A 16,522-nucleotide genomic window follows, 5' to 3' on the forward strand; every position below is an offset into this window, starting at 1 on the left:
CCCCGAGGCCCTCCGCCGGCGCCGGCGGAGGGCCTCGGGGATGTCCCTGCGGGGGCTCAGCCCGCGGGCTTGGTCCAGTCGTCGACCATCCGCGACGGGTCCAGCGCCACCGGCAGCCGCTCCAGCCCCCGGAAGGCGGGGAACGGCCCCTTCAGCCAGTCGCCGCCGTGCGCCGACGGCATCGCCAGCACCATGTCCGGGAAGCGGTCCAGCAGCGACGTCAGGCAGATCTCCAGCTCCAGGCGGGCCAGCGGGGCGCCCAGGCAGTAGTGCGCCCCGAAGCCGAAGCCGAGGTGGTTGCCCTGGAGCCCCTCGCGGGTGACGTCGAGCCGGTCGGGGTCGGGGAACTTCTCCGGGTCGCGGTTCGCCGAGGCGAGGGCGATCTGCACGACCGCACCCCGCGGAATGAGCGTCCCGCCGATTTCCACGTCCTCCAGCGCGTAACGGAAAGTGGAGGTTTCCACCGATCCCTCGAAACGGACCATTTCCTCGATCGCCTGCGGCAGGAGTTCCCGGTTCGCCTGGACCGCCTCCAACTGGTCCGGATTGGTCAGCAGGCTGTACACGCAGTTGCCGATCTGGAGGGTGGTCGTCTTGTGCCCGGCGAAGAGCAGCACCCAGATCATCGAGACGAGTTCGTCGTCCGTCAGCGGTTCCTCGTCGTGCGGGGTTTCCGCCAGCACGCTCAGGAAGTCGTCGGTGGGGTTCTCGCGGGTGCGGTGGATCAGGTCCGTGAAGTAGTCGCGCAGCCAGTGCTCGGCCTCGACCAGTTCGTGCCTGAGGTCCCGGCTGAAGCGCGAGCGGGTGACCTGGGAGAACCACTTCAGCACCTCGACGCGCTCGTCGCCGACGATGCCGAGCAGCTCGCAGATGACCATGACGGGCAGCGGCAGGGCGAAGGCGGCCATCAGGTCGACGGGCTCGTCGGTCGGGCACCGGTCCAGCAGCCCGTCCACCAGCTCCTGGATGTGCGGGCGCAGGTCCTTGACGTGGCGCGGGGTGAAGGCGGTCTTGGCGATGTGGCGCAGCCGGGTGTGCCGGGGCGGGTCCGCGAAGAGGAGGTTGTCGTCGAGCGCCTCGCACGCGTCCCCGAAGAGGGCGTGGTAGGTGTCGATGGCCTCGTGCATGTCCTTGCCGATGCGGTGGTCGGCGAGGATCGCGTGGGCGTCCTCGTACCGGGTGACGAGGTACGTGTCGACCCCGTGGCCGGGGGTCAGCCGGGCGATCGGGGCCTGTTCGCGCAGCGACCGGTAGACCGGGTAGGGGCACTGCCGGTATTCCGGCGTGCCCTTCGTCACCGCCTCCACCGCGTCTTCGAGGGCGGGTCCGTCCCCCACTGCCACCGTCGGTTCAGTCGTCACGCGCCCATACCTCTCGGGTATCCCGGAATTGACAGTCGGCTCCTTTCCCTGGGCCGAACGAAGACAAAACCGCGTTGACCCGTTCGGAGCCGAATCCTCCCCCTCGGGAATGTCCGGGCGACGGCGGCCCGGGCCCGCCCTAGGGTGTGCGCTGATCCCGTTCCGCGACACTTTCCGCGACACGTCGTGCGAAACGTCGTGCGGCCCGAAGAAAGGGAATGCGCGCATGCCGGAATACGGTGCCGGCGGTTTCACCGCCAGCGGTGCGTCACTGACCGGTTCCACGGCCCCGGAGCACGAGGACGACGGCAGCCGGGCGGTGATCGACGTCCACCACCACTTCTGCGCGCCGCAGTGGCGGGAGTGGGGTGAGGCGCGGGGGCTGGTCAACCCCGCGGCGCTGCCGCCGTGGGCCCACTGGGACGCGGAGTCCGCGCTCGCGCTGATGGACCGGGCCGGGATCGCCACGGCCGTTCTCAAGCCGATGCTGCCGGCGCGGTACGAGAGCTCCGCGCAGCTGCGGGAGGCCATCACGGTGACCCTGCGGGCGGCGGTGGAGGCCGTCGAGGCGCATCCGGGCCGCTTCTTCTTCCACACCCCGCTGTTCCTGGACGATCTGGAGGTGTCCTCCTGGGCGCTGCGCCACGGGCTGGACGAGCTGGGCGCGGTCGGGGTGAACGTCACCGCCAACTACGGCGGGGTGTACCTGGGAGACCCCGTGTACGACGGGATCTTCGCCGAACTGGACGAACGCTCGGCGGTGGTGGACACCCACCCGCACAACCTCCCGTCGCCACCGAGTGCCGGGATCCCCGCCAGACCGGTCCCGGGCGCAGCCGCCAGGCCCGGAGCACCCGAGGCACCCGGCGCGGGGCTGCCAGGCGGGCCCGGCGCGGCCGGCGGGACACCCTTGGGCAGGCCCGGAGCGCGGGTACCGGCAGGCGGGCCGACGGCGGCCGGGGGCCCGTACGGGTCCGCCCGGCCGGGAGGGCCCGGGGGCGCCACCACCGCCGGCCGGCCGGGGCCTCCGGGGGTGACCGTGCCCGGGGTTCCGAACTTCCTCTGCGACTTCCTCCTCGACACCACCCGCGCCGCCGCCAACATGATCCGCAACCGGACCCTGGACCGCTTCCCCCACCTCTCCGTGATCCTGCCGCACGGCGGCGGGTTCCTCCCCCACATCGCGACCCGGCTGGAGGCCTTCGCGGGCTCCTTCGACCCCCCGGTCGAACCGGCGGTGGTCCGGGACCACCTGCACCGCTTCTACTACGACACCGCCGGCCCCATGTCCCCGGCCGGCACCCTGCTGGCCACCGTCGACCCCTCCCGGATCCTGTTCGGCAGCGACTGGCCGGCCTGCCCCGCCGACATGGTCACGGACGTCGCCGTCCCCGCGCTGGCCTCGGACCCGGCGCTGACGCCCGCGCTGCGCCGCGCCGTCAACCGGGAGAACGCGCTGCGCCTGATGCCGCGCCTCGTCCCGGCGTAGGGGCACCTGGCGGGCCGGGCCGTGGGTCCGGGGCGCGGGCCGTACCCCGGCCCGGCCCCCGGAGCCCCCCTCCCCCCGGCGTGAGCTACCTCCGCAGCAGGGTCACCACCGCCGCGCCGCCGAGCCCGATGTTGTGCGCGAGCCCGACCCGGGCGCCGGGGACCTGGCGGGCGCCCGCCTCGCCGCGCAGCTGCCACACCAGTTCCGCCGCCTGCGCGAGCCCGGTCGCCCCGAGCGGGTGGCCCTTGGAGATCAGGCCGCCCGAGGGGTTGACCACCCACCGCCCGCCGTACGTCGTCGCGCCGCTCTCCACGAGCTTGCCGGAGGCCCCGTCCGCGCACATGCCGAGCGCCTCGTACGTCAGCAGTTCGTTGACGGAGAAGCAGTCGTGCAGCTCGACGACGTCGACGTCCTCGATGCCGAGCCCGGAGTCCTCGTACGCCTTGCGGCCGGCGGCGGCCGTCATCGGCTTGCCGACGACGTCGATGCAGGAGCCGCCGAAGCTCTCGGCGGTGTCCGTGGTCATCGCCTGGGCGACGATCTCCACGGCCTTGTCGTGCAGCCCGTGGGCCACCAGGAAGCGCTCCGAGACGACGACGGCCGCCGCGGCCCCGTCGGAGGTGGGCGAGCACTGGAGCTTGGTCAGCGGGTCGTGGATGGTCTTGGCCGCGAGGACCTCCTCGACCGTGTACACGTCCTGGAACTGCGCGTTCGGGTTGTTCGCGGAGTGCCGGTGGTTCTTGGCGCCGACCGCCGCCAGCTGGGCGGGCGTGGTCCCGTACCGCTCCATGTGCTCGCGGGCCGCGTTCCCGAAGATCTGCGCGGTGGGCGGGGACATCTCGAAGCCGTGCGCGGCCGCCATGATCCCGTAGTGCCGGGCCACCGGAGACGTCTTGAAATCACCGCCGTCGGCGCCGCCGCCCAGCGCGCCGCGCTTCATCTTCTCGAAGCCGACGGCGAGCACGCAGTCGGCCAGTCCGCCCTGGACGAACTGTCGCGCCATCATCAACGCCGTCGAACCCGTCGCGCAGTTGTTGTTGACGTTGTAGACGGGCACGCCGGTCAGGCCCAGTTCGTACGCCGCCCGCTGCCCGGCGGTGGAGGGCTGGAAGCAGTAGCCGGCCGGCACCTGCTCGACGAGGCCGTAGTCCACGCCCGCGTCGGCGAGCGCCGCACCGCCGGCCTCCTTGACCATGTCCCAGTACTGCCAGTCCCGTGACTCCGGCTTCTCGAACCTCGTCATGCCGACGCCCACGATGTACGACTTCATCTGCGTGACTCCTCGTCCGTGTCCGTTGGTCGTTCAGTCCCTGGGGAGGCCGAGGATCCGCTCGGCGACGACGTTCAGCTGGACCTGGGTGGTGCCCCCGGCGATGGTCAGGCAGCGGGACATGAGCGTCCCGTGCACCGCCCGCTCCCCCGCGCCCTCGCACACCGCGCCCGCCGGGCCGAGCAGTTCGAGCGCCAGCTCGGCCGTCCGCTGCTGGTGGGGGGTCTGCACGAGCTTGCGTACGGACGCGCCCGCGCCCGGCTCCAGCCCGGACACCTGCTGGAGGGTGGTCCGCAGGCCGATGCAGGCGAGGGCGTGCGCCTCGGCGGCGAGCGCGCCGATGCGGGCCCGGTAGGAGTCGTCGAGTCCGGTGGAGCGGGCGATCAGCGCCTCCAGTCCGGTGTCGAAGGTCATCTGGTCGGCCATGTGGACGCGCTCGTTGCCGAGGGTGTTGCGGGCCACCTTCCAGCCGCCGTCGGCCGCTCCGACCAGGGCGTCGGCGGGGAGGACGGCGTCCTCGAACCAGACCTCGTTGAAGAGGGCCTCGCCGGTGATCTCCTTCAGCGGGCGGATCTCGATGCCGGGGGTGTTCTTCATGTCGACGACGAAGTAGCCGAGCCCCTTGTGCTTGGGTGCGGCCGGGTCCGTGCGGGCGAGCAGGATCCCGAAGTCGGCGGTGTGCGCGGAACTCGTCCACACCTTCTGCCCGTTGACCTTCCAGGAGCCGTCGGGGGTACGCTCGGCGCGGGTCCGCAGGGAGGCCAGGTCGGAGCCCGCTCCCGGCTCGGAGAAGAGCTGGCACCAGGTGGTGTCCCCGCGCAGGGTCGGCAGGAGGTGGGCCGCGCGCTGCTCGTCGGTGCCGTAGGCGAGGAGCGAGGGCACGACCCAGGTGGCGATGCCGAGGTCGGCGATCCTGACCCCGGCCTCCTTCAGCTCCTGCTGGACGACGAGCTGTTGGGCGGGTCCGGCGCCGAGTCCGTACGGCGGCGGGAGGTAGGGGGCCGCGTAGCCGGTGGGGGCCAGCGCGCGGCGGGCGGCGGCCGGGTCGAGTCCCCGCGCGGCCGCGACGGCGGCGCGGGCGGCGGCCCGGTGGGCCTCGGCCTCCGGCGGGAGTTCGAGGCGCAGCTCGCGCCGGGCGCCGGCGGCGGCGAGGCGCACGGCGTGGATGCGGTGGGCGTCGCCGGGGCCGAGGAGCTGGCGGGCGACGAGGGCGCGGCGCAGGTAGAGGTGGGCGTCGTGCTCCCAGGTGAAGCCGATGCCGCCGAGGATCTGGATGCAGTCCTTGGCGCAGGACCAGGCGGCGTCGAGGGCGGTCGCGGCGGCGAGCGCGGCAACGAGCGAACGCGCCTGCGGGGCCTGAGGGGCGGGCCGGTCCAAGGGCTCGGCTGCGGTCTCGGCCGCGGGTCCGGTGGTGGGTCCGGTGGTGGTCTCGGTGGCGGGCCGGGCGGCAGTCTCAGCCGCAGGTCCGGCGGCCCCGGCCACGGGCCGGGCTGTGGTCTCGGCTGCGCTGTTCGCGGCGTCCCAGGTGAGGGCGCGGGCCTGTTCGAGGCGGACCAGCATGTCGGCGCACAGGTGCTTGACGCCCTGGAAGCGGCCGATGGGGCTGCCGAACTGCTCGCGCGTCTTCGCGTACTCGGCGGCGGTGTGGAGCGCCCAGGCGGCGGTGCCGCAGGCGTCGGCGGCGAACAGGGTGCGGGCGAGGTCCCGGACGAGGTCGGGGTCCAGCTCCAGCAGCCGACCGGGCGGGACGGTGACGGCCCGCGCGCGGACCTCGGCGGTGGGTCGGGTGGGGTCGGCGCTCTCGTGGGTGCGGATCTCCAGCGCGGCGGCGTCCACGGCGTACCAGCGGGTCCCGCCGTCCGCCTCGGCGGCGAGCAGCACGAGGTCGGCCTCGGCGGCACCGAGCACGGGCGGCGCGACCCCGTCCAGCCGCCAGCCACCCCCCTCGGCGGGGACGGCGGTGACACCGCCCACCCCGAGGGCGACGGCCCCGACCCGCGCGTCGAGCGGTTCGGCCCCCGCCCGGTCCAGGAGTACGGAGGCCAGCGCGCTCGGCAGGAAGGGCCCGGGCAGCGCCGCCCGGGCGGCCTCCTCCACCACGACGGCCAGATCCAGCAGGGTCCCGCCCTCCAGGTGAGGCGACAGCAGCCCGGACGCGGCCAGCCCGTCCCAGTAGCCGGGCCGCGTACCCGCCTGCGGCGGGGCGTCGAGCAGCTTGCGCACCTCTTCGGGCGGGACGGCCCGCGCCACCCAGCCGCGCACGGCGTCGGCCAACTCCCGCTGTTCTTGCGTGATTCCGATGCCCATGCGCGGCAGACTAGAACACGTTTCAATCTGACGGAAGGTCAGAAACGTTCTCTTCTCGACACTCCCCTTGCGGCGGTCCGGGGGCTGCGGTGGGCTGTCGCCATGAGCCCGGACTGCCCGCGTTGCGGGAGAGCGCTGACGGCGCTGAGCGTCACCTACCGCCGCAACCGCTGGGGCGGGGCACCGCCGTCCCCGAGGCCCGAACAGTGGTGGCAGTGCACCGGATGCGGCTGGCTGGGCTACCGTCGGGCGGCCGACCGGCCGCTGCACCCGATGCGGCGCCTGGAGGGCGACGAGGGGACCTGCGTCTTCTGCGGCGAGGAGGACTCCAACGCCGCCGGCGAGCCCTGGGAGACCGACACCGGCCAACTCCACGACTGGCTGGTCTGCCTCACCTGCGGCACGAGCAACCGCCGCCGCCTCACGCCGCCCGCGGGAACCTGACGCCGCCCCGAACCGCCGGCCGTCCACCGGCGGAAGGCGCCCGCCGGGGGGCCGCGCCGCAGGCGCGGGCGTCAGTCGGCCGGCACGGCCGCGAGGGCGGCGCGGGCGATCGCCACGACCTCCGAGCGGCACTCCGGCGGCGCGGCGGGCGACTCGCTTGCGCCGGACCCGTTCCCGGACGGCGTGCTCTCACCCGAGTCGCTTCCGCTTCCGCTCCACACGGAGAGCCTCAGGTTCCCGTCGCGGACCACGAGCTCACAGCTGTCCTTCCACAGCGTCTCGTCGCCGAGCCCCACCTTCGTCTGCTCCACCGGGCGCACGGCCGCCTCCACCGTCCGCCGGTCCGAGGCGAGGCGCTCGCGCTGCTCCTCCGGCCCGTCGCGGCCGCCCACGCCGTCGAGCTTCAGGGCCCACTCCGCGATGACGCGGGGCTTCCCCCCGCCGAACCAGTAGCAGCGCACCGAGGTGGTGGGCCCGGCCCCGCGTTCCGGCAGGACGGTGTCCAGCGTCGGCGCCCGGTCCACCCCGGCCGGCAGCGGCAGCTTGGCGCCCGCGCTGTCGCAGCGGCTCAGCTTCGTGTGCACCTTCTCCCCCCACCACCCCCCGGGCTGCTGCCCGTACGCCCACACCCCGGCACCGGCCGCCACCAGGGCGAGGGCCCCCAGCAGCGGACCGGCCACGCGCAGCACGCTCCGGCGCCCGGGCCGCCCGTCCGCCCCTGGAGCCGGGGCTCCCACGGCGACGGGCGGTTCGTCCGGAAGGTGGACGAGCGTCGGCCGGGGTTCCCCGGCGGCACGCCCTGGAACGGCCGCGACCGTCGCCGCGTCCCCGGCCGGGCCGCGATCCCCGACCGAGTCCGGGTCCGTGGCCGCATCCCCGGCCGGGCCGCGGTCCCCGCCCCGGCCCGGGTCCGCGTACGGGTCCTGCGTCCCGCCCGGCGCCGCCGCGCGCGCCCGGCCCGGGGCCGGGTCCTGCCGCCGGGCCGGGGGCTCCGCGGGCACGGGGCCCGCGACCGGCGCCGGCGCCTCCGGCTCGGCCGGGCGGACCGCGCCCCCGGCGGCGGCGCCCAGCAGACGGTCGATGGCGGTGCCCTGCTCGGCGATCATCCGGTGCACCGCCGGAGGCCACGGCAGGCGGCCCGCCGGGACCACCGGCCCGAGGAGGCCCAGCAGCTCCGCCGGGGCCGGGCGGGCGGCGGGGTCCTTGGCCAGGCAGCGCTCCACCGCGAGCCGCAGCCCCGCCGGGACCGCGGCCAGGTCCGGCTCCGCGTGCACCACGTCGTACAGGGTCATGAGGGTCGACGAGCCCGCGAACGGCTTGCGTCCCGTGGCGGCCAGGAACAGCACCGAACCCAGCGAGAACACGTCGCTCGCCGGGGTCAGTTCCCGCCCCTCGGCCTGCTCGGGCGACATGAACGGCGGCGAGCCGATCACCAGACCCGTGTGCGTCAGCCGGGTGTCGGCCCCGCTCTCGGCCGCCCGCGCGATGCCCAGGTCGATCACCCGGACCCCGTCCTCGGCGAGCAGTACGTTTTCGGGCTTCAGGTCCCGGTGCACCAGACCCGCCCGGTGGATCTCCGCGAGGGCCGACGCCAGCCCGGCCGCGAGGCGGCGTACGGTCTCCTCGGGCAGCGCCCCGACCGCCTCGACGGCCGCCCCCAGCGAGGGCCCGGAGACGAACACCGAGGCCAGCCAAGGGGTACGCGCGTCCGCGTCGGCCTCCATCACGGCCGCCGTATAGGCCCCCGAGACCTTGCGGGACGCCGCGACCTCCCGCCGGAACCGGGCCCGGAACCCGTCGTCGTCGGCGAACCGCGCGAGGACCTGTTTGACGGCCACCAGCCGCCCGTCCGGCGCGGCGCCCAGCAGCACCCGGCCCATACCGCCCTCGCCGAGCACGCCCAGCACACGGAACGGCCCCACGTGCGACGGCCCCGACGGCCCTAACGGCTCCATGCCTCCCGCCCTCCCCAGGTACGGGAGGGGATCATACAGAGCCGTCAACTCCCGCTGCCGGTACGGGCGGTACGGACGGCGACCCTGACGCCACGGTCGGCCCCGCCGCCACGGCCGGCCCGGACGCCACGGTCGACCCCGGCACCACGGCCGGCCCCGCCACCGGCACCGCGTACCGGCCCGCCAGGACGGCCACCGCCGCGGCCACCGCCGCCCGCAGCTCCGGCGGGCCGAGCACCTCCGCCTCCGCCCCCAGCCGGAGCAGGTCCCCCACCGCCACGGCCCGCGACTCCACCGGCAGCTCCACCTCCGCCCAGCCGTCCCCGTCCGCCGGCCCGGCCCCCTCCAGGGCCCGCACCCCCGGCGCCCCGAACTGCACCGGCAGCAGCCGCTGCGCACGCGGCGAGACCCGCAGCCGCGCCACCCCCTGCCGCAGCGCCGCCTCCAGGCGCCGGGAGGACTCCTCCCAGTAGGCCGCCAGCCCGAACCCGGCGGGCCGCTCGAAGCCCTCCCCCGTCTCCCGCACCGACAGCAGCCGCGACACCCGGTAGGTGCGTACGCCCTCGCCCGCCGGCGCCGCCACCAGGTACCAGATGCCGCCCTTGAGGACGACGCCCAGCGGATGCAGCTCCCGCTGCCGGACCTCACCCGACCAGCGCCGGTACTCCACCCGCACCGCCCGCTGCTCCCACACCGCCGCCGCCACCGCGGCCAGGTGCGGCACCGGGTCGGCGTCCCGGAACCAGGCGGGCGCGTCCAGGTGGAAGCGGTCCCGCACGAGCCGGGCCCGGTCCGCCGGTCCGGCCGGCAGCGCGGCCTGGAGCTTCAGCTGCGCGGTGGCCAGCACCGCGCCCAGCCCCAGCTCCCGCGCGGGCCCCGGCGCCCCGGCCAGGAACAGCGACGCCGCCTCGGCGTCGGTGAGCCCGGTCAGCCGCGTCCGGTAGCCGTCCATCAGCCGGTACCCGCCGGCGGGCCCCCGGTCGGCGCGTACGGGGACACCGGACGCGCCGAGCGCCTCGACGTCCCGGTACACCGTACGGACGGAGACCTCCAGCTCCGCCGCCAGCTCAGGGGCGGTCATCCGGCCGCGGTTCTGGAGCAGCAGGAGCAGGGAGAGGAGCCGGTCGGCGCGCATGCGCCCATTCTGGCCGCGGCAGCGCCGTACCTGACAGGAGGTGTCAGGTACGGCATCCAGGCTGTTCACAGCACGGGGAAAGACCCCCGCGCCGCCCCGAGCCCCGCACCCCGCACCCCGCACCCCGCACCCCGACGAGAGGACCCCCATGCCCACGCGCACCACCACCGGCCACTTCACCTTCGCCGACTGGGAGGAGCGGCCCGCCGGCCCCGCCGACTCCCTGCCCCGGCTGGCGCAGGCCACGGTCGCCAACACCTTCTCCGGCGGCATCGAGGCCGCCGGCACCGTCTGCGCCTACACGATCGCGTACCTGACGGCGACGACCGGCTCCTACTCGGGCACGGAACTGCTCACGGGCAGCCTCGACGGCCGCGAGGGCGGCTTCGCCCTGGAGGAGCGCGGCACCTTCCACGAGGACGGCACCACCCACTGCTCCTTCGCGGTCGTCCCCGGCTCCGGCACGGGCGGGCTGACCGGTCTGCGCGGCACCGGCAGCTTCCTCGCCCGGCACGGCGAGCGGTCCGTCCCCTACACCTTCGCGTACGACCTCGGCTGAGCGACCCGAGCGGCCGACCCGAACGGCCCAGCCCGGACCGCCAGTCGGGCGAAAGCCCGGCCCCGCCCGGCCCACACCCACAACCGGGCGGGACGAAGGCCGTTGGGGCGGTCATGGCTCACCTCAACCTCGCCCGCGCCCTGTCCGGCGCCGCCCTGGCCCTGGCCATCGGTCTCGCCGCCGCCCCCGCAGCCCAGGCCGCCCCCTCCGCCGCCCGCCCGGCCCCCGCCGGCCGGGCCGCCGGCCCCCTCAGCCTGGACAACCTGCTGTCCCTGCGCTTCCTCACCCCGACCGTCAAGGACGCCAAGCACCAGGTCTCCGGCCTGCTCACCGGCCTCTCCCCGGCCCCGGCGAGCTCCACCGCCCTCGGCGGCCTGCTCAGGTAGGTCACCGGCGGGGGCCGCGCCCGGACCTCCGTGGTGGACGTCATCGACGGCGCCCATGACCCCGGCATGGTGCCCTACCGGGCGGTAGGGCACGATGGGCCGCCACACCCGCTCACCGCCGGAGGAACACCCATGGCAGCCGCCGCCCCCAAGCCGGAGACCCTCGCCGCCTTCGAGGCCGCCAAGGGGTTCATGCCCGTACGCGAGGGCCTCGCCCTGTACGAGGCGGCCGCCGAGGCCGCCGCCCTCGGGCTCCCGCTGCTGGAGGTCGGCACGTACTGCGGGCGCTCCACCATCCTGCTGGCCGACGCGGCTCGCGAGGCGGGGGTCGCCGCGATCACCGTCGACCACCACCGGGGCAGCGAGGAGCAGCAGCCCGGCTGGGAGTACCACGACCCGACGGTCGTGGATCCGGAAGTCGGGCTGATCGACACCCTCCCCACCTTCCGCCGCACCCTCCACCGGGCCGGTCTGGAGGAGCACGTCATCGCGGTCGTCGGCCGGTCCCCGCAGGTCGCCGCGGCCTGGGGCGGCAAGCTCGGCTTCGTCTTCATCGACGGCGGCCACACCGACGAGCACGCCACGGGCGACTACGAGGGCTGGGCCCCGCACGTCGTGGAGGGCGGCACGCTCGTGATCCACGACGTGTTCCCGGACCCGGCCGACGGCGGCCAGGCCCCGTACCGGATCTACCTGCGCGCGCTGGCCTCCGGCGCCTTCGAGGAGGTCTCGGTGACGGACTCCCTGCGCGTCCTGCGGCGCACCGGCGCGGGCGTCTAGGGGGCGCCTCCGGGGCGCGGCGGGGCGTAAGACGACAATCACACCACGCCCCCGGATGGCCCATGGTCCGTACGGGGCCCGCGCGGGCGTTCTAGCATCGCGACGTGCGCTACGACGACAGCCCCCCGCTTCCCGAGTCCCGGTCCTCGATCAGCCCGGACCGGCCCTGGTTCGCGCGCCGGCCCGCCCTCACGGTGGCGCTGGCGGCGCTCGCCCCGACCTGCCTGGCGGGCTGGGTGCTGACCCAGGTCCTGACCGGCTCCGACTCCGGCGGGCGGCAGCCCGGGGGCATGCCGCTCGCCGCCTCGCACACCACGGCGGGGTCGGACGCCAAGGCCAGCGCCTCCCCGACGCCGGGCGCGGGCACGGCCGCGAGCCCGGCCCAGAGCCCGTCCGCGGCCGCCGCTGCCGCGAAGGGTCCGCTCACGGGCCGGACCGTGGTCATCGACCCCGGCCACAACACGGGCAACTTCCGGCACTCCGCCGAGATCAACAAGCTGGTGGACATCGGCACCAACCGCAAGGAGTGCGACACCACCGGCACCACCACCAACTCCGGTTACATGGAAGCGGAGTTCTCCCTCGACGTCTCCCGCCGGGCGCGCGCGCTGCTGGAGGCCAAGGGCGCCAAGGTGGTCTTCACCCACGAGGGAGACCGCCCGTGGGGCCCCTGCATCAACGAGCGCGCCCGGATCGGGAACGAGGCGGCGGCCGACGCCGTGGTCTCGGTGCACGCCGACGGCGCCTCCGCCGGCAACCGGGGCTTCCACGTCATCCTCCCCGCCCGGGTCAAGGGCGGCGCTGCGGACACCGCGAAGATCGTCGGCCCCTCCCGCGACCTCGGCGAACGCGTCGCGAGCAACTTCGGCCGCACCACCGGCTCCTCGCCCGCCAACTACCTGGGCAGCGGCACCGGGCTCGTGGTCCGCGACGACCTGGGCGGGCTCAACCTCTCGACCCGGCCGAAGGTGTTCCTCGAATGCGGCAACATGCGTGACGACAAGGACGCGGCGCAGCTGATGAGTGCGGAGTGGCGGCAGAAGGCGGCGCAGGGCATCGCGGACGGCATCACCGGCTTCCTGGGCGGGTAGTTCACGGGGCAGTCGTCGCGGGGCGGCTCGGCCGCCCCGATCCTCTCGGCCGCGCGAAGCTCCGTACCATGGGGGCGCCCGCTCGCCCCAGCCAAGACCGAGAAGGACACCCCCAGACGTGAACATCCGCTCCCTCACGCGAGGTGACGGCGTGGTGATCGGAGCAGCGGTCCTGCTGTTCATCGCCTCGTTCCTCGATTTCTACTCCGCCACCCTCCTGAACCTCCCGAGTGCGTGGGACACGGACTACTTCGGGCTGGCGCTGCCGACCGTCTTCCTGACCGGCTTCATCGCCGCCGGGCTGCTGATCGGGGCCCGCTTCCAGCCCGAGGGCCGCAAGCTCGGGAACCTGACCCTGACGGCGTGGGGCACCGTACTGGCCGTGGCGGCGGCCTGGGCCTCGCTGTGGTCGCTGATCACCTGCCCGTCCAAGTGGGACCTGGGCGCGGGCAGCATCATCGCCTTCCTCGCCAACCTCGCCCTGGCGGGCGTCGCCGTCGCCGGTACGAAGATCCCCGCGCTGGCCGGGCCGCTCGTGCCCGAGCCGCGGCCCGCCGCGCCGCAGCCGTACGGCGCCCAGCCCGGCAGCGGCTACGGCTACCCGGGGCAGCAGCAGCCGCAGGGCTACGGGTCCACGCCGCAGCCGGTCCCGCCGTACGGGGGCACCTCGGCGCCCGGCCCGCAGGAGGCGGCGCCGGCCCCGGCGGCGGACTTCACCCCGTTCTGGTTCGCGGTACCGGTGGCCCGGCCCCTCTACGGCGAGGACGGCTCCCCCGTCCCGGTCGCGGAACTGGCGCCGGGCACCTGGTACCTGGCCGTCGACCAGCGCGGCCCGTCGACGCTGGTGGCCCAGACCCAGGACGGCCGCCGCGGCGTCCTGAACGACACCTCCGGCATCCAGCGCGGCTGACCCGGCCCCGCACCACGGCCCACGGCCCCCCGCCCCGACCCGGGCGGGGGGCCGCCGCACTTCCCGGCGGGGCGCGCGTGCCCTACAGTCGCCTGACGTCAGCTGACGCACCGTCAGATCCGGCTTGCGGAGAGGACCGTACATGCGCCTCGGACTCGCACTCGGCTACTGGGGCCGCGGGCCCAGCCCCGCCCACCTCGACCTCGCCACCGAAGCCGAACGCCTCGGCTACCACTCGGTGTGGACCGCCGAGGCCTGGGGCTCCGACGCCTTCACCCCGCTCACCTGGATCGCCGCGCACACCTCCCGCATCCGGCTCGGCACCGCCATCGCCCAGATGGCCGCCCGCACCCCGACCGCCACCGCCATGCACGCCCTCACCCTCGACCACCTCTCGGGCGGCCGGATGATGCTGGGCCTCGGCCTGTCCGGACCCCAGGTGGTGGAGGGCTGGTACGGGCGCCCCTTCCCCGCGAGCCCGCTCACCGCGACCCGCGAGTACGTGGACGTCGTACGCCAGGTGCTGCGCCGCGAGGCCCCCGTCACCCTCGACGGCCGCTTCCACAGCCACCCCTACCGCGGCGGGGACGGCACCGGCACCGGCAAACCCCTCAAGCCCATCACCCACCCGCTGCGCGCGGACCTCCCGCTGCTGCTCGGCGCGGAGGGCCCCAAGAACATCGCCCAGACCACCCGCATCGCGGACGGCTGGCTCCCCCTCTACTGGTCACCCACCCGCACCGACGTCTACCAGGCCTCGCTGACCGGCCTCCCCGACGGGTTCATGATCGCCCCGATGGCCCGCGCCCAGGTCTGCGACGACGTCGCCGAGGGGCTGCTCCCGGTCAAGGCGATGCTCGGCTTCTACATCGGCGGCATGGGCCACGCGGCCCGCAACTTCCACGCCGACCTGATGGGCCGCATGGGCTACGAGGCCGAGGCCCGGCGCGTCCAGGAACTGTTCCTGGCCGGGCGCAGGCAGGAGGCGGTACTCGCCGTCCCGGACGCGTTCGCGGACGAGATCTCCCTCGTCGGGCCGCGCGAGCGGATCGCGGAGCGGCTGGAGCTGTGGCGCAAGGGCCCCGTCACGGACCTGCTGGTCACGGCCCCGGACCCGCACACCCTGCGGGTGCTGGCGGAGCTGGGCGGCTGAGCAGCCGTACGTTAGCGAAGCGTTTGCGCCGCCCCGGAGCATGGTGCCCGACCACCGGTACACAGCTCCACAAAGGGGAACAGCCATCATCACCAACCGGATCAAGGCGGGCGTCCTCGCCGCCGCCACCGTCGCGGGCCTGGCCCTGGCCACCGCTCCGGCCGACGCGGCCGACCACTGCAAGGCCGGCGGCGGCGCCGTCTACGTCTGCCAGTACGGGGTGACCAAGCACAAGCTGCCCGACGGCGGGAAGCAGCAGTTCCTGGTGGGCACGGACAACGCCGTGTGGACGCGCTGGACCGACTCCGACGGCGACTGGACCCACTGGTCGTCCATGGGCGGCACCGCCAGGAGCAGCATCGTCGTCATCGACCGCTTCAGCGGCGGCGACCCCTGGCAGTTCAGCCTCTCCGTCGAGGGCAACGACGGCTGGCGCTTCGTGAAGACCCGTCACCACGACGGCAGCTGGACCGACTGGTTCCCCATGCCCGACCCGGTCTAGCCGGTCGGCTCGGGCCGCTGGGGCGGCTCCGGCCGGCCCGTCGCCTCCGGCACGGCTTCGAGAAGCTCGCGCAGGTCCAGCGGCATCACGGCGATCTCCATCGTCCCGCCGCCCTCCAGGTCGCAGGCCACGATCCGCGAGCCCGGGTTGATGGAGAGGCCCTCCCGCACGGAGGGCGCCCGTACGGCGGTGGCCCGGGCGCCCGCCAGGGACACGGCCGGGCCCCGGCCGGGCTGCCAGCGGGCGGCGCCCCCGTCCGCGTACAGCCGTCCGGAGCGCCAGCGGCCACCGCCCGCCGGGGTCCGGGCCATGCCCGGGATCCCGGCGGGGCTGCCGGCCGCCACCCGCCGCCGGTGCTTGCGGCGCAGCAGCCAGCCCAGGCCGGCGGCCACGAGGGCGAGGAACAGGAACTCGATCACACCGGCCATTCAAACAGGCGGGCGGATCAGCCGGTCAGCTGCGAGGTGCTCGGCACCGTGTCGGTGACCGTGGCGCCCGCGCTCTTCCCGGCTTCCTTGACGCCGTTGATGACGTTGTTGAAGGCGTCGATGTCGGCGTCGCCCGCCTCGCCCTTGCGGAGCTTGGTGGCCAGCCCCTTGAGGGACTCGATGCCCGCCGTCAGCGGGCCCATCGCCTTCGACAGCAGCGGGTCGCCCTTGGCGTTCTCCGCGGCGGCCTTCAGCCGGTTGTACGCGAAGGCACCCGCCAGACCCGCCTTGATCAGCGCGAACGTGCGCCCCTTTGCGCCCTTCTTGAACTTGCCCTCGCGGTACGGCTTCACGATCCACTGGTACGTCGCCCCGGCCGCGAGCCCCGCGTTGGCCACGAACCGCGTCTTGGCGAACTTCTGCTTCTCCGCCGAAGTCGTCGGCGAGGGCGTCGCGGCGGCCAGCTCGTCGGCCGCCGCCGCGTCCGGCTCCGCCACGGCCAGGACCGCCAGCTCGGCGGCGGCCGCCGAGGAGATCTCCTCCCGCTGCCCCCGGTCGCCACCGTTGCCGCACGCGGTGGCACCGGCCAGCAGCGCGGTGGACAGCACCACCGCCGTGAGGGCTCGACGGATACGGACGGTTGCGGGTACGGCCACGGTTGCCTCCGGGGACTGAGGTGTCCCCCGCAGCCTCGCCCCGTGCACCGGGCCCCACCACCGGGGGGACCCGTTCGGGGGTCCCCGCAGCCCGCG

At 75.0% G+C, this 16,522-nt stretch carries 16 protein-coding genes; 9 read left to right on the plus strand and 7 right to left on the minus strand.

Going from position 1 to position 16,522, the window contains the following annotated elements:
- Positions 1-56: 56 nt before the first annotated feature.
- Entirely contained in the window at positions 57-1,361 is a 1,305-nt protein-coding gene (locus D1J60_RS11085; protein WP_241253219.1) for a cytochrome P450, read from the minus strand.
- 226 nt (positions 1,362-1,587) lie between these two features.
- Here D1J60_RS11085 and D1J60_RS11090 point away from each other — a divergent pair, with 226 nt between their 5' ends.
- Positions 1,588-2,850 carry an amidohydrolase family protein gene (locus tag D1J60_RS11090; protein WP_164720882.1) on the plus strand — a complete coding sequence of 421 codons (1,263 nt, stop codon included), beginning with the start codon at positions 1,588-1,590 and terminating at the stop codon, positions 2,848-2,850.
- An 85-nt stretch (positions 2,851-2,935) separates the two neighbouring features.
- Here the strand turns inward: D1J60_RS11090 and D1J60_RS11095 are convergent, their stop codons facing one another.
- Positions 2,936-4,120: a lipid-transfer protein gene (locus tag D1J60_RS11095; protein WP_125820987.1), complete on the minus strand. Its 1,185-nt coding sequence runs from the start codon at positions 4,118-4,120 to the stop codon at positions 2,936-2,938.
- Between the two features lie 33 nt (positions 4,121-4,153).
- Positions 4,154-6,427, minus strand: a complete 2,274-nt coding sequence (locus tag D1J60_RS11100) for an acyl-CoA dehydrogenase (RefSeq protein ID WP_125820988.1) — start codon at positions 6,425-6,427, stop codon at positions 4,154-4,156.
- 102 nt (positions 6,428-6,529) lie between these two features.
- Here D1J60_RS11100 and D1J60_RS11105 point away from each other — a divergent pair, with 102 nt between their 5' ends.
- Positions 6,530-6,871 (plus strand): hypothetical protein, encoded by a 342-nt coding sequence (locus D1J60_RS11105; RefSeq protein ID WP_125820989.1) that lies wholly within the window; start codon positions 6,530-6,532, stop codon positions 6,869-6,871.
- Positions 6,872-6,942: 71 nt separating this feature from the next.
- Here the strand turns inward: D1J60_RS11105 and D1J60_RS11110 are convergent, their stop codons facing one another.
- Positions 6,943-8,793: a serine/threonine-protein kinase gene (locus D1J60_RS11110; RefSeq protein ID WP_241253220.1), complete on the minus strand. Its 1,851-nt coding sequence runs from the start codon at positions 8,791-8,793 to the stop codon at positions 6,943-6,945.
- Positions 8,794-8,857: 64 nt separating this feature from the next.
- Positions 8,858-9,961, minus strand: a complete 1,104-nt coding sequence (locus D1J60_RS11115; protein ID WP_125820991.1) for a YafY family protein — start codon at positions 9,959-9,961, stop codon at positions 8,858-8,860.
- Between the two features lie 148 nt (positions 9,962-10,109).
- On the opposite strand from D1J60_RS11115, the gene D1J60_RS11120 reads away from it, so the two are divergent.
- The 7 genes from D1J60_RS11120 to D1J60_RS11150 all read left to right on the plus strand — a co-directional run bounded on the left by D1J60_RS11120 (position 10,110) and on the right by D1J60_RS11150 (position 15,342).
- A complete protein-coding gene (locus D1J60_RS11120; RefSeq protein ID WP_125605829.1) occupies positions 10,110-10,520 on the plus strand; it encodes a DUF3224 domain-containing protein in 411 nt (136 codons plus the stop codon).
- 113 nt (positions 10,521-10,633) lie between these two features.
- Positions 10,634-10,906, plus strand: a complete 273-nt coding sequence (locus D1J60_RS11125; protein ID WP_125820992.1) for a hypothetical protein — start codon at positions 10,634-10,636, stop codon at positions 10,904-10,906.
- A gap of 132 nt (positions 10,907-11,038) precedes the next feature.
- The gene (locus tag D1J60_RS11130; RefSeq protein WP_125820993.1) at positions 11,039-11,686 is read left to right on the plus strand and encodes a class I SAM-dependent methyltransferase; all 648 of its coding nucleotides are present in this window, start codon (positions 11,039-11,041) and stop codon (positions 11,684-11,686) included.
- Between the two features lie 104 nt (positions 11,687-11,790).
- The gene (locus D1J60_RS11135; RefSeq protein WP_241253221.1) at positions 11,791-12,777 is read left to right on the plus strand and encodes an N-acetylmuramoyl-L-alanine amidase; all 987 of its coding nucleotides are present in this window, start codon (positions 11,791-11,793) and stop codon (positions 12,775-12,777) included.
- A gap of 118 nt (positions 12,778-12,895) precedes the next feature.
- On the plus strand, positions 12,896-13,687 hold the full coding sequence (locus tag D1J60_RS11140; RefSeq protein WP_125820994.1) for a DUF5336 domain-containing protein: 792 nt from the start codon (positions 12,896-12,898) through the stop codon (positions 13,685-13,687).
- 142 nt (positions 13,688-13,829) lie between these two features.
- The gene (locus D1J60_RS11145) at positions 13,830-14,840 is read left to right on the plus strand and encodes an LLM class F420-dependent oxidoreductase (protein ID WP_125820995.1); all 1,011 of its coding nucleotides are present in this window, start codon (positions 13,830-13,832) and stop codon (positions 14,838-14,840) included.
- 40 nt (positions 14,841-14,880) lie between these two features.
- Complete coding sequence (locus tag D1J60_RS11150; protein WP_125820996.1) at positions 14,881-15,342, plus strand: hypothetical protein; 462 nt, start codon at positions 14,881-14,883, stop codon at positions 15,340-15,342.
- Here D1J60_RS11150 and D1J60_RS11155 read toward each other — a convergent pair.
- Together D1J60_RS11155 and D1J60_RS11160 are read right to left on the minus strand one after the other, a co-directional pair.
- Complete coding sequence (locus D1J60_RS11155) at positions 15,339-15,761, minus strand: hypothetical protein (protein ID WP_125820997.1); 423 nt, start codon at positions 15,759-15,761, stop codon at positions 15,339-15,341. The genes D1J60_RS11150 and D1J60_RS11155 overlap by 4 nt on opposite strands.
- Before the next feature lie 26 nt (positions 15,762-15,787).
- Entirely contained in the window at positions 15,788-16,426 is a 639-nt protein-coding gene (locus tag D1J60_RS11160; protein WP_125603956.1) for a hypothetical protein, read from the minus strand.
- Between the last annotated feature and the right edge of the window lie 96 nt (positions 16,427-16,522).

This window comes from Streptomyces sp. W1SF4, from assembly GCF_003950035.1.
GTDB classification, from domain to species: Bacteria; Actinomycetota; Actinomycetes; order Streptomycetales; family Streptomycetaceae; genus Streptomyces; species Streptomyces racemochromogenes.

Coding starts and splice junctions, on each gene's coding strand:
- D1J60_RS11090 (WP_164720882.1), top strand. CDS start 1,588: ATGCCGGAATACGGTGCCGGCGGTTTCACCGCCAGCGGTGCGTCACTG.
- D1J60_RS11095 (WP_125820987.1), bottom strand. CDS start 4,120: ATGAAGTCGTACATCGTGGGCGTCGGCATGACGAGGTTCGAGAAGCCG.
- D1J60_RS11100 (WP_125820988.1), bottom strand. CDS start 6,427: ATGGGCATCGGAATCACGCAAGAACAGCGGGAGTTGGCCGACGCCGTG.
- D1J60_RS11105 (WP_125820989.1), top strand. CDS start 6,530: ATGAGCCCGGACTGCCCGCGTTGCGGGAGAGCGCTGACGGCGCTGAGC.
- D1J60_RS11115 (WP_125820991.1), bottom strand. CDS start 9,961: ATGCGCGCCGACCGGCTCCTCTCCCTGCTCCTGCTGCTCCAGAACCGC.
- D1J60_RS11120 (WP_125605829.1), top strand. CDS start 10,110: ATGCCCACGCGCACCACCACCGGCCACTTCACCTTCGCCGACTGGGAG.
- D1J60_RS11125 (WP_125820992.1), top strand. CDS start 10,634: ATGGCTCACCTCAACCTCGCCCGCGCCCTGTCCGGCGCCGCCCTGGCC.
- D1J60_RS11130 (WP_125820993.1), top strand. CDS start 11,039: ATGGCAGCCGCCGCCCCCAAGCCGGAGACCCTCGCCGCCTTCGAGGCC.
- D1J60_RS11145 (WP_125820995.1), top strand. CDS start 13,830: ATGCGCCTCGGACTCGCACTCGGCTACTGGGGCCGCGGGCCCAGCCCC.
- D1J60_RS11150 (WP_125820996.1), top strand. CDS start 14,881: ATGGTGCCCGACCACCGGTACACAGCTCCACAAAGGGGAACAGCCATC.